The organism is Aeromonas sp. S2(2024), from assembly GCF_041402505.1.
Classification (GTDB): domain Bacteria; phylum Pseudomonadota; class Gammaproteobacteria; order Enterobacterales; family Aeromonadaceae; genus Aeromonas; species Aeromonas media.
The window spans coordinates 39,245-53,609 of sequence record NZ_JBGLRL010000018.1 but is presented as its reverse complement, the minus strand read 5'-3'; the positions used below and the strand labels follow the sequence as shown (position 1 = coordinate 53,609).

16 protein-coding genes are annotated in these 14,365 nt (G+C 62.5%); 6 read left to right on the top strand and 10 right to left on the bottom strand.

What is annotated here, in order from left to right; genetic code table 11:
* Positions 1 to 9 precede the first annotated feature (9 nt).
* The gene (locus tag ACB039_RS16555; protein WP_005332668.1) at positions 10 to 258 is read left to right on the top strand and encodes a PepSY domain-containing protein; all 249 of its coding nucleotides are present in this window, start codon (positions 10 to 12) and stop codon (positions 256 to 258) included.
* 10 nt (positions 259 to 268) lie between these two features.
* On the opposite strand, the gene msrQ is transcribed toward ACB039_RS16555, so the two are convergent.
* Together msrQ and msrP are read right to left on the bottom strand one after the other, a co-directional pair.
* Positions 269 to 919 carry a protein-methionine-sulfoxide reductase heme-binding subunit MsrQ gene (gene msrQ / locus ACB039_RS16550; RefSeq protein ID WP_041206548.1) on the bottom strand — a complete coding sequence of 217 codons (651 nt, stop codon included), beginning with the start codon at positions 917 to 919 and terminating at the stop codon, positions 269 to 271.
* 16 nt (positions 920 to 935) lie between these two features.
* On the bottom strand, positions 936 to 1,940 hold the full coding sequence (gene msrP / locus ACB039_RS16545; protein ID WP_171269329.1) for a protein-methionine-sulfoxide reductase catalytic subunit MsrP: 1,005 nt from the start codon (positions 1,938 to 1,940) through the stop codon (positions 936 to 938).
* A 370-nt stretch (positions 1,941 to 2,310) separates the two neighbouring features.
* Here msrP and ACB039_RS16540 point away from each other — a divergent pair, with 370 nt between their 5' ends.
* A complete protein-coding gene (locus ACB039_RS16540) occupies positions 2,311 to 2,790 on the top strand; it encodes a DUF1097 domain-containing protein (RefSeq protein WP_041206550.1) in 480 nt (159 codons plus the stop codon).
* Between the two features lie 70 nt (positions 2,791 to 2,860).
* Here the strand turns inward: ACB039_RS16540 and ACB039_RS16535 are convergent, their stop codons facing one another.
* The 4 genes from ACB039_RS16535 to ACB039_RS16520 all read right to left on the bottom strand — a co-directional run bounded on the left by ACB039_RS16535 (position 2,861) and on the right by ACB039_RS16520 (position 6,316).
* A complete protein-coding gene (locus ACB039_RS16535; RefSeq protein ID WP_171269330.1) occupies positions 2,861 to 4,141 on the bottom strand; it encodes a sigma 54-interacting transcriptional regulator in 1,281 nt (426 codons plus the stop codon).
* A 61-nt stretch (positions 4,142 to 4,202) separates the two neighbouring features.
* Positions 4,203 to 4,712: a hypothetical protein gene (locus tag ACB039_RS16530; RefSeq protein WP_041207108.1), complete on the bottom strand. Its 510-nt coding sequence runs from the start codon at positions 4,710 to 4,712 to the stop codon at positions 4,203 to 4,205.
* Between the two features lie 8 nt (positions 4,713 to 4,720).
* Positions 4,721 to 6,121, bottom strand: a complete 1,401-nt coding sequence (locus ACB039_RS16525; RefSeq protein WP_041206551.1) for a sensor histidine kinase KdpD — start codon at positions 6,119 to 6,121, stop codon at positions 4,721 to 4,723.
* Between the two features lie 102 nt (positions 6,122 to 6,223).
* The gene (locus ACB039_RS16520; protein ID WP_106885551.1) at positions 6,224 to 6,316 is read right to left on the bottom strand and encodes a YnhF family membrane protein; all 93 of its coding nucleotides are present in this window, start codon (positions 6,314 to 6,316) and stop codon (positions 6,224 to 6,226) included.
* Between the two features lie 125 nt (positions 6,317 to 6,441).
* Between ACB039_RS16520 and ACB039_RS16515 the strand changes: the two genes are divergently transcribed.
* On the top strand, positions 6,442 to 6,990 hold the full coding sequence (locus tag ACB039_RS16515) for a 2-amino-4-hydroxy-6-hydroxymethyldihydropteridine diphosphokinase (protein WP_050504434.1): 549 nt from the start codon (positions 6,442 to 6,444) through the stop codon (positions 6,988 to 6,990).
* A 77-nt stretch (positions 6,991 to 7,067) separates the two neighbouring features.
* Here ACB039_RS16515 and ACB039_RS16510 read toward each other — a convergent pair whose 3' ends face one another.
* Positions 7,068 to 7,772, bottom strand: coding sequence for an SDR family oxidoreductase (locus ACB039_RS16510; RefSeq protein ID WP_171269331.1), 705 nt, complete (start codon positions 7,770 to 7,772; stop codon positions 7,068 to 7,070).
* 129 nt (positions 7,773 to 7,901) lie between these two features.
* On the opposite strand from ACB039_RS16510, the gene ACB039_RS16505 reads away from it, so the two are divergent.
* Positions 7,902 to 8,306 carry a CBS domain-containing protein gene (locus ACB039_RS16505; RefSeq protein ID WP_171269332.1) on the top strand — a complete coding sequence of 135 codons (405 nt, stop codon included), beginning with the start codon at positions 7,902 to 7,904 and terminating at the stop codon, positions 8,304 to 8,306.
* Here the strand turns inward: ACB039_RS16505 and ACB039_RS16500 are convergent.
* A complete protein-coding gene (locus ACB039_RS16500) occupies positions 8,303 to 8,839 on the bottom strand; it encodes a DUF2301 domain-containing membrane protein (RefSeq protein ID WP_161507671.1) in 537 nt (178 codons plus the stop codon). The genes ACB039_RS16505 and ACB039_RS16500 overlap by 4 nt on opposite strands.
* 83 nt (positions 8,840 to 8,922) lie before the next feature.
* On the opposite strand from ACB039_RS16500, the gene ACB039_RS16495 reads away from it, so the two are divergent.
* On the top strand, positions 8,923 to 9,687 hold the full coding sequence (locus ACB039_RS16495) for an ABC transporter substrate-binding protein (protein ID WP_171269333.1): 765 nt from the start codon (positions 8,923 to 8,925) through the stop codon (positions 9,685 to 9,687).
* A gap of 95 nt (positions 9,688 to 9,782) precedes the next feature.
* Here the strand turns inward: ACB039_RS16495 and asnC are convergent, their stop codons facing one another.
* Positions 9,783 to 10,244, bottom strand: coding sequence for a transcriptional regulator AsnC (gene asnC, locus ACB039_RS16490; protein WP_043132833.1), 462 nt, complete (start codon positions 10,242 to 10,244; stop codon positions 9,783 to 9,785).
* Positions 10,245 to 10,397: 153 nt separating this feature from the next.
* Here asnC and asnA point away from each other — a divergent pair, with 153 nt between their 5' ends.
* The gene (asnA, locus tag ACB039_RS16485; protein WP_043132834.1) at positions 10,398 to 11,390 is read left to right on the top strand and encodes an aspartate--ammonia ligase; all 993 of its coding nucleotides are present in this window, start codon (positions 10,398 to 10,400) and stop codon (positions 11,388 to 11,390) included.
* A gap of 285 nt (positions 11,391 to 11,675) precedes the next feature.
* Here the strand turns inward: asnA and clpB are convergent, their stop codons facing one another.
* Positions 11,676 to 14,249 carry an ATP-dependent chaperone ClpB gene (gene clpB / locus ACB039_RS16480; protein WP_371166049.1) on the bottom strand — a complete coding sequence of 858 codons (2,574 nt, stop codon included), beginning with the start codon at positions 14,247 to 14,249 and terminating at the stop codon, positions 11,676 to 11,678.
* Between the last annotated feature and the right edge of the window lie 116 nt (positions 14,250 to 14,365).

The window sequence follows — 14,365 nt, the reverse complement described above, 5'->3', positions numbered from 1 at the left end:
GAATCCGGAATGAATATGATCCCACGCAGTATCCTGCTGATCCTCTGCCTTTTTTCCACCCTTGGCTGGGCGGCTCAGGCGCGTCTCGACATGCCGGCCCTGGTCAAGCTGTTGCTGGCACAAGGGTACCACGACATTCGGGAAGTCGAGCTGGAAGGGGACAAATTCGAGGTGGAAACCCTGGACGCCGACGATAGGCGAGTGCAACTGCAGGTCGATGCCTACAGCGGAGAGATCACCAAAAAAGAGGCCGATTAGGCCTCTTTTGCTATGGGCGTGACGGCTGTTGCGCCGCCCTCCCGACCGGTTGCGGAGGTCGGCGCCAGGGACGCAGCAACTTATCTCGCCGCGGCCACAACAGTGCCCCCGCCAGCAACAGGTAAATGAGGGGCTCCTGCCAGCCACTCTTGACCGACCACCAGTAGTGCACCGGCACCAGCAGGGCCACCGCATAGATCCAGTTGTGCAGCTTCTGCCAGGCCGGCCCCATACGCCGCAGCAGAGCCGGGATCGAGGTGATGCTGAGCGCAATCAGCAACAGCAGCGCCACCATGCCCACCACTATGTAACTGCGCTTCACCAGCTCGCCGCCGATCAGCCCCCAGTCAAACTGCAGATCCAGCCCCAGCCAGACCATGAAGTGCAAGCCGGCCCAGGCCGCGCACCAGAGCCCGAGGGGGCGGCGCAGCTTGATGAGCTGACCCTGGCGCCAGCGTTTGGCCAGCGGCGACACCAGCAGGGTGAGCAGCAACAGGTGCAGTGCCCCCTTCCCGAGGTAGTGGGTCAGCCCCTGAACCGGATCCCCCCCCAGCAGCCCGGCCGGCACCGCATAGCCCAGCCAGAGCAGGCACCCCAGCGCCCCCAGATGCACCAGGGCCCGCAGCAGGGTGATATGGCGCGTGGTCAGTCTCATTGTCATGCGTCGGCTCCCCGTCTCAATACCATTTGCGCAGATCCATCCCCTGATAGAGGGAGGCCACCTCGTCGCCATAGCCGTTGAACATCAGGGTCGGCTGGCGCTTGGCACCGAAGATGCCCCCCTCGCCGATGAAGCGCTCGCTCGCCTGGCTCCAGCGCGGATGATCCACTTGTGGATTGACGTTGGCATAGAAACCATATTCGTTTGGTGCCAACAGGTTCCAGGTAGTTGGAGGCATCTCCTCCACCAGGCGGATGGAAACGATGCTCTTGATGCTCTTGAAGCCGTACTTCCAGGGCACCACCAGCCGGATGGGCGCCCCGTTCTGGGCCGGCAGCGTCTTGCCGTAGAGCCCCATCGCCAGGAAGGCGAGCGGGTGCATCGCCTCGTCGAGGCGCAAGCCCTCCACATAGGGGTAATCGATACCGCCGCCGAGGGAGCGGGAGGCCTGTCCCGGCAGTTGCTCGGGATCATAGAGGGTCTCGAACGCCACGAACTTGGCGCGACTGTTGGGCTCGGCCCGGCGGATCAGATCCGCCAGCGGGATGCCGCTCCAGGGCAGCACCATGGACCAGGCCTCCACGCAGCGCAGCCGGTAGATCCGCTCCTCCAGGGTACTTTTGTTGATGAGATCCCACACATCCAGGGTAAAGGGGTTGACCACCTCCCCCTCGACCTTGAGCGTCCAGGGCTCGGGCTTGAGGTAATGGCCATTGCGGGCCGGATCCCCCTTGTCGGTGCCGAGCTCATAGAAGTTGTTGTGGCTGGTCGCCTTCTCCAGCGGCGTCAGGGTCAATCCGTCCGGCCGGGTCGCAGCCTTGTAATTGAGTGGTTTGGTGGCAGGCGCCGGGGTCGACTCCTCGGCGGAGAAGAGATCCAGCAGGCTGGCCTGGGTGGGAAACGCCAGGGTGGCGGCACTCAGTCCCAACCCTTTCAGAATGAGTCGGCGATCCTGATAGACGGCTTCCGGCGTGACATTCTGTTCGGTGAGGTGATGAGAGGAACGGCGCTTGATCAACATGGAAAACTCCCGGGGCGATGAGGCTGACAACCATAAGACCCGCCCCGGCCGAGTTTTATTTCACACAAAATTACATGGGCTGGTAAAGAGGCAGCGCCTTGGCCATGGTGCCGACCAAGAACAGCAGAATGAATACCAGCAGGGGGACTATCACGTTTGGCGCCATCAGACTCACTCCATGAGCGGGACAGGGCCTCTAACTATGGGCTAAGGCCAAGGACGCCTCCAGTGAATTTTTTTCGCGAGCGCAAGCGTATTCCCGAGTTGAAAAGAGTGACGGAGATCACACACAATCCGGCCCCTGCTTGCCGCCCCCTTGCCGAAGGGTAGGCTGCCTCCTTTTCCGGATTCAACCACTGAGAGTCATGCCATGAGCCCATTGATCGCCATCGCCATCACGACCGGAATCCTCTCTGCCGTCTGGGGCGGACTGGCCGCCGCCCTCGGCCTCATCTCCTGGGTCGGTTTCCTCGGTTGTACCAGCTACTTCGCCTCGAGCGGCGGTTACAAGGCGCTGCTGCAGACCCTGCTGTGCAACGCCACCGGCATGCTGTGGGCACTGCTGCTGATCCACGGCGAAGGTTGGTGGGGTGCGGGCATGGCGGGCTATCTGATGACGGGGGTGGTGGCGACCCTGATGTGCGTGCAGGCCAGGCAGCAGTGGCTGGGCTACATTCCGGGCACCTTCGCCGGTTGCTGCGCCACCTTCGGGGCGGCGGGGGAGTGGCGGCTCATCCTGCCATCTCTGGTCATAGGTGCGTTGTTTGGCTATCTGATGAAGGCGAGCGGCCTCTGGCTATCCAGCAAGACCCAGGCCACGGCGAACGCGGCCGATCCCGCCCGCTCCTGAAACCCGGCGCGACATGGCAAAACGGCCTGACCACCACAGTGGTCAGGCCGTTTTCATTTTGCCCTTGGGATCAGCTCTTCAGCTTGAAGTTGGCCGCCTCGATACCGTGCCGATTCAACAGCTTGTAAAAATCGGTGCGGTTTCTCCCCGCCATGTTGGCCGCCAGGGTCACATTCCCCTCCGTGGTGCGCAGCAGGCGGATCAGATACTCCTTCTCGAACTCGGCGCGCGCCTCGTTGAACGAGGGCATGCCGCCGACACCACCGCTCAGGGCCGACTCCACCATGGCGGCGCCGATCACCGGGCTACAGCAGAGGCTGGCGAGCTGTTCCACCACCCCATAGAGCTGACGGACGTTGCCGGGCCAGGCCGCCGCCGCCAGCAGGGCCAGCGCCTCCGGCGAAAAACCGAGAGCCGCGCAGTTGTCGTGGCGACTGCGATAGTCGTCCAGCGCCTGACGTGCCAGCAGAGGAATATCCTCGCTGCGGGCGCTGAGGGGCGGCAAGGTGATGTTGGCCACATTGAGGCGGTAGAAGAGATCCTCCCGAAAACGCCCCTCCTCCATGGCGGTGACCAGATCCTGGTGGCTGGAGCTGATGACCCGCACCTCGGGGGTACCCTGACCATATTCCGCCAGCACCTGCAGCAACTTGGCCTGCAACGACTCCGACAGATTCCCTATCTCGTCGAGAAACAGGGTCGCCCCCTTGGCCTGCTCGAACAGGCCAGACTGCCCATCCTCGCCAAACAGCTGCAGATCCAGCGCCGCCCACGGCAAGGCAGCGCAGTTGATGGTGTGCAGCGGCTGGTCACGGCGGCTGCTTGCCTGGTGCAGCGCCTGGGTCATCACCCCCTTGCCGGAACCTGACGGCCCCATGATCAGCACGGGCACCTCCATGGCGGCGATGCTGCTCGCCTGGATCAGCAACTGCTCCATCTGGGGGTTGCGGGTCTGGATGAGGGACTGCCACTCATGCTGCTGTTTCGGACGGGTCAGGCTCAGGGCGTGCTCTATGGTGACGAGCAGCTCGTCCTTGTCGATGGGCTTGGTGAGAAAGCTGAACACCCCGGAGCGGGTCGCCTGGATGGCGTCGGGAATGGTGCCGTGGGCGGTCATGATGATGACCGGCATGCCGAGCCACTGGGACTGGATCCGCTCGAACAGCGCCAGTCCGTCCATGCCCCCCATCCGCAGGTCGCTCAGCACCAGATCGGCCCGTTGTTGACGCAGCCTGTCCAGCGCCCCCTCGGCGCTGTCGGCGGTATCCACCTCGTAACCCTGACTGCGCAGGCGCATGCTCATCAGCTTGAGCAGGCTGGCATCATCGTCCACCAGCAGAATGCGACTCATGCTCTCACCCCTTTACCGTGAAGACTTGTTGTTCTCCCCTGCCCGGCATGCCCTCGGCGCATCATGGCTGGGCGCCCCCATTGAGCTTGCGCTGGTTGAGTTGTTCATCGATGGCGGAGAGCTGCTCGATCTGGCGGCGCAGACGCTGTACCTCCTGGCTCTGATCGTCGCGGCGACTGTCACGGGCCAACAGCTCCTCACCGAGGGCTATCCAGCTGCGCAGAAAGGCCTGGGCATCCAGGCCGAGCTCGGGCAGCAGGGCCTTGAGCTTGTCCAGCCCAGCCCGGCGACTCGCCACCGACTCGGACGGATGGGTGTTGACCATGGCCAGGCTGACCCGGCTCTCGAGATCGGTGGCTCCGGCCAGCCGTTCGCGCTCCTGTATCCGCTGCTGGGGACGGCTGGCCAGCAACCAGTCCGAGTACTGCAGGCGCACCTGCATCTCTTTATTGGCGAACTCCATCCGCTTGGCGAGGACCTGCTCCGAGGGCTCTGTCAGGCTGCGCGATGGCAGCAGGGAGCAGCCTGCGAGCAGGCTCATCATCAATACGGGTACAACGAATCGTTTCATCTTGAATTTCACTTAAGATCCAACCGGAAACAGACATCAGCCTGTTCATCCTCAATTAATTTAAGCTCGCCCCCCAGGCTCATCGCCGACTCGCGGGCAATGGAGAGGCCCATCCCGGATCCTTTCAACAACCCCTGGCGCACTATGCTGCCCTGCTCGAACGGCTCGAAGATCCGTTCCCGCTCGTCCAGCGGGATGACGGGCCCTTCATTGGCCACCTCCAGCCAGCCGCCATTGGCATCCTGGCCGGCACGGATCCAGATCTGGCCACCCTTGGCGCCATAACTGACCGCGTTGGAAAACAGGTTGTCGAGGATGAGTCGCAGGCGATAAGGCTCTGCCTGCAAGCTGATGGGCTCGGGCGGCCAGTGTACACTGATTTGTTTGGATTCCAGCGCCAGCCGGTACTCTGCAGACAATTCTGACAACAGGGGGGCCAGCGGCACCGCCATCAGGCTGAACACCTCCTGCTGGCTGAGGCGATTGAAGTCGAGCAGCCGCTCGATCAGGGTCTGCAGCCGGCGGCTGTTCTCCTCCAGCATCTGGCAGATCTCCTGCTGATCCCCATTGAGCGGCCCCACCAGTTGCTCGGAGAGCAGATCCGCCCCCTCCCGCAGCACGGCGAGGGGCGTCTTCAACTCGTGGGAGACATGGCGCAGGAATTGGTACTTCTGCTGTTCCAGCTCCTTGAGCTTGTCGTGCAGCCAGCCGATCCGCTCTCCCAGCAACACCAGTTCGGCAGGGCCATCCACCGGGCGCGTGTCCGGCTCGACACCGGCCCCCAGGCTCAGGATCCGCGACTCAATCTGACGCACGGGGTGGATGATGAGGTAGGTAAACAGCAGTACCAGCAACAGACTGAGTCCCACCACGAAGCCACTGACCCACCAGATCTCCTTCCTCAGCTCGGCGATGGCCGCCCGCATCCCCGCCACATGCTCGTCAACCTGACTGCGGGTAACCACTTCCAGCTGCTGGTTGAGTTCATTGAACTGGGTGAAATTGGGACTGGTCGCCTCCATCCTGGCCTTGCGCAGATCCTGCAAGCCATCCAGCCAGGCCAGGGTGGCCTCGAGATCGGAGTAGACGGCGGCATCCGGGATGGATTGCCGATGAGTGGCGAGCAGCTCGCGATAGCGGGCCAACTGCTGCTGATAACTGCCGAGAATGCGCTCGTCCCCCAGCACCGCATAGCGGCGCAAGGTGCGCTCCAGATCGATGGCCTGGGCGGTGAGCAGGGTAGCCCGGCGGGTATCCCGCACCGCACGTTCCATCTCGTCGCTGGTCAGTTGGCCCAGATGGGAGAGCGCCTGACTGTCGTGCCAGATCATGCCCCCCAGGGGCATCAACACCAGCACGAAGCCCATCAATACCACCTGGAGCAGGGAACGAGGCCGAACCTTGGTCATCTTCTGCTGTCTCGATTCGTCATGGGGGGGCCAGCATATCCGCACTCCATGAAAAAGCAAAACCGGCCAAGGGGCCGGTTTGATTGCACTCGGAATTCGGATTTACGCCAGACCGACGGATGCCAGGCAGATGATCAGGATCACGGCCAAGGCTCCTGAGGCGGTCAACAGCGCCCATTTCATCTCCACACTCATGCAAACCTCCTTTCTGCCAATCAGAGTTGGATCACAACAGATAACAATATGTTAATTCATAGTGAATCCGATAACCGTGAGCTGCGTATATATTTCAGACGAGCCCAACCCAAGGAATGGCAACCATGTTTTACCTCTGCAGCATTGGATCCAATCTAGACCCTGCCCAGCATGTCAGCCAGGCCGTGGAAGAGCTGCTGGCCCGCTTCGGCCAGCTGCGTCTGAGCTCGGTGATCCAGACCACACCGGTGGGGATGCGCTCGCACCATGACTTTCTCAACTGCCTGTTCGTCGTCCAGAGCGAGCTCTCCGCCGCCCAGCTGAAGGCCGAATTCGTCACCATGGAGCTGGCCCATGGGCGGGATCGCGGCAATCCCCTGTGCAAGGTGACGGACAGACCCCTCGACATCGACATCCTGGCCAGCCACGAGAGGGATGCCTTCGCCGGGGTCGGGGTGGATGCCTATCTCGGGGATCTGCTGGCCGAGATGTATGAGGGGGGACGGGTTGGCGCCCACAAGGTGACGCTGCGTCTGCGCACCAGCAAGGTGTTTGCACAGCAGGCCTTCGGCCAGCAGCCCGTCGCCCTCCGACAGCCGACCGATGAGCGCCAGGAGCTGTCCGCCGTGCCCCCGGACATGCCTGCCCATCAGGCAACCATTCGCCACCACTAGTCGCCCTGCTGGATCACCACGACGGGAGCCCGATCAGACTCCCGCCATCGCTTCATTCAACGACGCGCTCATAACGTCTAGATGACGGCCAGAGCCCGGCCACCATCCACCCGGATGCTGGCTCCCGTCATATAGTCGTTTGCCATCAAGAGCGTGACTGCCTGCCAGATGGGTTCCAGCCCCCCCTCCCTCGCCAACGGCGTCCGGGCCAGCACCTGCTGGCGCCAGGCGTCGCCATGCTCATCGAGAAACAGGATGGGGCCGGGCTCTATGGTGTTGACCCGCACCTCGGGTGCCAGCTCCCGGGCAAAGCTCATGGCCAGCGAATGGGCGCCCGCCTTGGTGGCCACATAAGCGGCGAACTGGGGCGCCGGGGCGTGAATGTAGATGTCGGTGATGTGGATGATGCTGGCGTTGTGCTGGCGCGCCAGCTGGGGTGCCAGCGCGCGATTCAGCTGAAATGGCGCCGCCATGTGCACCCGGTAAAACTGCTCGAACTGTTCCAGTTGTGCCGCCGGCTCGTCAGCCTCTGGCTCGAAGGCCGAGGCGTTGTGGATGATCAACGCCAGATCATCATGGGCACCCAGTGCCGTGGCAAGCCGTGCGACCTCCCCTTCCACGGCAAAATCCGCCTGCACCAGCTCAACGCCCAGGGCCCGCAGGTGGGCCAGCTCGGCTCGCTCGCTGCGATAGCTGCCCGTCACCTGCCAGCCAGCGGCCACCAGCTGCTCGCATAAATAGAACCCCAGCCGACGGCCGCAGCCCGTTACCAATGCACGCATACCCTCTCCTTTTGTCGTTGCTTGCCGGCCCGGGGCCGTGCCTATCAATCTCAACGGTACAAGCCATTGGCCCCGAGCACCGTCCAGCGGACATAGTGACACCACTTTAACCCTTTTGGAGCCACACACATGCTGCAGATCCGCGATCACATGAGCCGCCTGACCCACTCCCTCAGCCCGCAACTCGGCCTGGCCGAGGCACTCGACAGGCTCCATCAGGCAGACTCGAGCGGCCTGCCGGTGCTGGACGACCAGAAACGACTGATCGGATTTCTCTCCGAGCAGGACTGCATCCCGAGTCTGCTCACCGGCAGCTACCACTGCGACAGCCGTACCCAGGTGGAGGATCTGATGAGCCGTACCCCGCTGTTCGTCAGCCCGGACGACAGCATCCTGGATCTCGCCCGCCAGATGACCGGGGCCAAGCCCAAGATCTATCCGGTGCGGGAAGGGGACAAGGTGGTCGGCATCATCAACCGCCGGCAGGTGATGCAGGCCCTCAACGCGCAGATGAAGCAGTGTCAGGCCACCTAGAGCTGGTAGCGTCCCCGATCGCCGATATCGAAATGCAGCGGCATGCGCCACTTGGCCAGACTGAGCAGGCCGAGCAGCAGGCCGCTCGCCAGGGCAACCAGGGCCGCAGCCCAGGCAACGCGGATCCACTCCAGCAACCACAGCAAGGGCAACAACAGCGGCAGGAGCCTGATGCCCGGGATGGCGAAACAGAATTGCTCCTTGAACGCCAGGCCACAGAGGGTGGCCAGGGCCGCCCCCAGCACCAGGATGGCGGGGGCACCACAGGCGGCCAGCATCAACCCGCCCCAGGCCAGCCCCTGCAGTAAAAACCGCACCCGCTTGTCATATAGGTGCAGACAGAATCCACACAGACCGCTCGCCACCACCAGCATGGTCAGCCACTGAGACGGCGACAACGGCACCAGCCATCCCAGCACTCCTGCCCCTCGACACAACAGCAGCAAAGCTGTCAGACTCAGTCCGAGACGATAGAGACAGACAGAAAGCCTGTCGATGCCATCCAGTTCACTTTCTATTTCAGGGTTTGCCATCCGGGGTCGTCTCTAGTGAGATATCTGCCGGTCACTATACCCCGTGGATCGTGAACCCGCCCCGAGTGTTCAGGAGATGTGATTTGCGAAGCTTGCTCGTGCTCTGCTTGCTGCTGCCCTGCTGGCTGTCGGCCAGAGAGCTGGTCATTGGCGGCATCCTGGAACCCCCTCTGAAATGGCTGGATCACAGCGGCCAGCCACGGGGCCTGGATGTGGATCTGGTCACCACCATCTTCGGCGGCCTCAAGGTCCCCATCAGGATAGAGCTGCTCGACTCCGGCGCCAGGCTCACCCGCAATGCCGAGGGCGGCGTCTATGACCTGCTGTTGAGCCACTCCTACAAGCCGGAGCGGGAGTCCTACCTGCTCTACCCCGAACAGGCCCATATCCGCCACAGCTGGCACTTCTTCGTGCGCAAGGATGACCTGGGGAAGATCCGCTACCGCACCCTGGCCGATCTAAAGCCCTGGCGCATCGGCGTCACCAAAGACTTCTCCTACACCCCGGAACTGACGGCAGCCATGGCCGATCCGGCCTATCGCGTCCAGGTGATCCCCATCAACCAGCTGCAACTGCGCAAGCTGATCGCCGGACGCATCGATGTGGTCCCCATGTCTCTGGTCACCGCCTTCGCCCAGATAAGGGAAGAGGGACTTGAGGGCAAGCTCGACTACCTGCCCAAGCCGCTCAAGAGCAGCCCCTACTACCATGTGTGGTGCAAGGCCCGGGCCGATGCCGACACCCCGGCGCTGATGGCAGCCTATGATGCAGAGCTGCTGCACATGAAGCGCGACGGCCGTCTCAAGGCCCTCTACGACAAGTACGGCATCCCCTACCTCGAGCCCTGAGCCCGCCATGCCGGAGCCGGCGGCGAGAACAGGGCTTCACATCGCTCCATATCAGAAGCTACAGCAAAATCAGGGGCTCGTGTGGAAGGCGCTACTCAGGGCTTCACGTCCCGCAGGATGGGATTTTGCAGTGAAATCAACGTCTCGGTGGACTGGATCTCGTCTATGGTCTGGATCTTGTGGATCAGCACCGTCTGCAACTCGTCGATGGAGCGGGTCATCACCTTCATGAAGATGCTGTAGTGACCCGTGGTGTAGTAGGCCTCCACCACTTCGTCCAGCGCCTGCAGCTTGGCCAGCGCCGAGGGGTAATCTTTCGCACTTTTAAGATTGATGCCGATAAAGCAGCAGACATCGTAACCCAGCTTCTTCGCGTTCACCTGCACCCGCGTCCCCTCGATGATCCCCGCCTGCTTCATCTTCTCCACCCGCACATGGATGGTGCCCGGGCTGACCGCCAGTTGCTTGGCAAGCTCGGCGTAAGGGAGCCGCGCATTGTCCATCAGGGCGGTGAGGATGGCCTGATCGAGATTATCGATCCGATAATTTTCCGACACTTTTTCGCACTCCCGTTGATGATATCTCAGTAACAACCCTGATATTTTGAATAAAAAAATACGTAAAGCCTATTTCTATTGTCGAATATTGAATTTGTTGCGCGTTCTGTTGAAGAATCGCCATATCCAACGAGTTTGAAACAGGTATTCAGCATGAAACAGCACTACATTCGCAGCCAACAACAGATCAGCTTCGTCAAAGAGATGTTCTCCCGCCAACTCGCCCAGCAACTGGGTCTGATGGAGGTACAAGCCCCCATTCTGAGCCGAGTCGGTGATGGCACTCAGGACAACCTGTCCGGCCACGAGAATGCGGTGCAGGTCAAGGTGAAAACCCTGCCAGAACACAGCTTTGAAGTAGTGCATTCACTGGCAAAGTGGAAGCGCCAGACCCTCGGCCGCTTCGGTTTCGGCCCCGGTGAAGGCATCTACACCCACATGAAGGCGCTGCGTCCGGACGAGGATCGCCTCACCCCCATCCACTCCGTCTATGTGGATCAGTGGGACTGGGAGAAGGTGATGCCGGGCGAACGCCGGGATCTGGCCTACCTGCAGGAGACGGTGCGCGGCATCTGGGCCGCCATCAAGGCCACCGAGCGCGCGGTCTGCGCCGAACACGCGCTGACCCCCTTCCTGCCAAGCGAGATCCAGTTCCTGCACAGCGAAGAGCTGCTGACCCGCTACCCGGATCTCGATGCCAAGGGGCGCGAGCGGGCCATCGCCAAGGAGCTGGGGGCTGTCTTCCTCATCGGCATCGGCGGCGCCCTCTCCCACGGCGAGCGCCACGACGTGCGCGCCCCGGACTACGACGACTGGAGCAGCGAGAGCGAACTGGGGCTGGCGGGTCTGAACGGCGACATCCTGGTGTGGAACCCGGTGCTGGAAGACAGCTTCGAGATCTCCTCCATGGGGATCCGGGTGGACGCCGAGGCGCTGCGCCGCCAGCTCGCCATCACAGGTGACGAGGATCGCCTGCAGTACGACTGGCACCAGGACCTGCTGGCCGCACGGATGCCGCAGACCATAGGCGGCGGCATAGGCCAATCCCGTCTGGCCATGCTGTTGCTGCAAAAAGAGCACATAGGTCAGGTCCAGGTAGGTGTCTGGCCATCCGAGATGAAGGCCGCCATCCCGGGCATGCTGTAAGCAAATCTAGGCATCCGGCAACCCATGCCGTATGCAGAAGGTGTGTGGCCGTGCGGACTGAGAGAGCGCAGTCCGGGCAGGCTGTAAGCCGTGTGGTCATCCCCGATGATCCGCTGCGAAACCGGGGCTTGCCCCTGCGACCCGCTCAACCCACGCCAGGTCGCATCGAATACATTCCTCCCGGCAATCTTCGGATTGCCGTTTTTTTTTGCCTCCGAATCACCGCCACCAGATATGACAACGCCAGCCCGAGGGCTGGCGTTGTGGGCACCGACACGAGATCGGTTACTGGGTCATGGTCAGGCCGTTGCTGTCGGCTCCCAGCAGCAGCTTCTTGCCGGGGATAACCCGACCGCTGAGCAGGGCCTGGGCCAGCGGGTTCTCCACCTTCTGCTGAATGGCCCGCTTGAGGGGGCGCGCCCCGTAGACAGGGTCGAAGCCGGCGTGGACCAGCTTGGTCAGCAGCTCCTCGCTCACCTCCACCTCGTAACCCTGGGCCTCCAGGCGGCCCATCAGGCTCTTCAGCTGGATGCGGGCGATGGACTTGATGTGATCCTCGCCAAGGGGGTGGAACACCACGGTCTCGTCGATCCGGTTGATGAACTCCGGCCGGAAGCTGCGAGTCAGCAACTCCATCAGCAGGGACTTCATCTCCTCATAGTCCTTCTCGGCATAGTGCTCCTGAATGAGATCCGAGCCGAGGTTGGAGGTCATGATGACCACGGTGTTGCGAAAATCGACGGTACGGCCCTGACCATCGGTCAGGCGACCGTCGTCCAGCACCTGCAACAGGATGTTGAACACATCCGGGTGCGCCTTCTCCACCTCGTCCAGCAGGATCACCGAGTAGGGGCGACGGCGTACCGCCTCGGTGAGATAACCGCCCTCCTCGTAGCCCACGTAGCCGGGAGGCGCCCCCACCAGCCGGGCCACGCTGTGCTTCTCCATGAACTCGGACATGTCGATGCGCACCATGGCGTCCTGGGTGTCGAACAGGAACTCGGCCAGCGCCTTGCACAGCTCTGTCTTGCCCACCCCGGTCGGGCCGAGGAACAGGAAGGAGCCGATGGGCCGGTTCGGATCGGACAACCCGGCCCGGGAGCGGCGAATGGCGTTGGAGACGGCGTCCACCGCCTCTTCCTGGCCGATCACCCGGCTGTGCAACTGATCTTCCATCCGCAGCAGCTTGTCGCGCTCCCCTTCCAGCATCCGCGCCACCGGAATACCGGTCCAGCGCGCCAGCACGTCGGCGATCTCCACGTCGGTGACCCGGTTGCGCAGCAGGCTGGTCTCCTGCATCTCCGCCTGGGTGGCGAGATCCAGCTGTTTCTCCAGCTCGGGGATGCGGCCATATTGCAGCTCGGACATGCGGCCGAGATCCCCGGCACGGCGGGCCACCTCGAGATCCTGGCGGGCCTGCTCCAGCGCAGCCTTGATGTGCTGGGTACCGGCGAGGGCGGCCTTCTCTGCCTTCCACACCTCTTCCAGCTCGTTGTATTCCCGCTCCTTCTCGGCCAGCTCGTGATTGAGCAGATCGAGGCGCTTGCGGCTGGCATCGTCGTCCTCCTTCATCAGCGCCTGCTGCTCCAGCTTGAGCTGGATGATGCGCCGCTCGAGGCGGTCCAGGGATTCCGGCTTGGAGTCGATCTGCAGCCGTATGCTGGCCGCCGCCTCGTCGATGAGGTCGATGGCCTTGTCAGGCAGCTGGCGATCCGCGATGTAGCGGTGGGACAGCTGGGCCGCCGCCACAATCGCCGGGTCGGTGATCTGCACATGGTGGTGCAGCTCATAGCGCTCCTTCAGGCCACGCAGGATGGCGATGGTGTCCTCCACCGAGGGCTCCTCCACCAGCACCTTCTGGAAGCGGCGCTCCAGGGCGGCATCCTTCTCCACATACTGCCGATATTCATCGAGCGTGGTGGCGCCGACGCAGTGCAGCTCACCCCGCGCCAGGGCAGGCTTGAGCATGTTGCCCGCATCCATGGCTCCTTCGCCCTTGCCGGCGCCGACCATGGTGTGCAGCTCGTCCACGAAGAGGATGACGTTGCCCTCCTCCTTGGCCAGATCGCTCAGCACCGCCTTGAGCCGCTCCTCGAACTCGCCGCGATACTTGGCACCGGCCACCAGGGCCCCCATGTCCAGCGACAGCACCCGCTTGTTCTTGAGCCCTTCCGGCACCTCGCCGTTGATGATGCGCTGGGCCAACCCCTCGACGATAGCGGTCTTGCCGACGCCGGGGGCACCGATCAGCACAGGGTTGTTCTTGGTCCGGCGTTGTAGCACCTGGATGGTGCGGCGGATCTCTTCATCCCGGCCGATCACCGGGTCGAGTTTGCCGAGTTCGGCCCGCTCGGTCAGATCGATGGTGTACTTCTCCAGCGCCTGGCGGTTCTCCTCGACGTTGGCATCATCGATCTTCTTGCCGCCACGCACCTTGTCGATGGCCGCTTCCAATTTCTCCTTGGTAAGACCCTGGGCGCGCAGCAGCTCCCCCAGGTTGCCCTTCTCGTCGAGGGCTGCCAGCACGAACAGCTCGGACGAGATGAACTGATCCTTGCGCTGCTGGGCCAGCTTGTCACAGACATTGAGCAGACGACCGAGGCCGTTGGAAAGTTGTACATCCCCTTCCACACCGCTCACCTTGGGCAGGCGGTCGAGCTCCTCGCCGAGACGGGAGCGCAGGGTGTTGATATCCATCCCGGTCAGGGTCAGCAGCGGACGGATGGAGCCGCCATCCTGATTGAGCAGGGCTGTCATCAGATGGACGGGTTCGATGAATTGGTGGTCACGACCCAGTGCGAGAGACTGGGCATCGGAAATAGCGACTTGGAATTTGCTGGTCAGGCGATCGAGGCGCATTGCACTCCCCCTTTGAAACAGACACGCCGCTTGCGCGGCAAACAACATAACTTTCTGAGATGAAAGATGAGGCCCGTGCGGGCTATTTCAAGGGGCGAGCCTGGTTATTTTTTCTT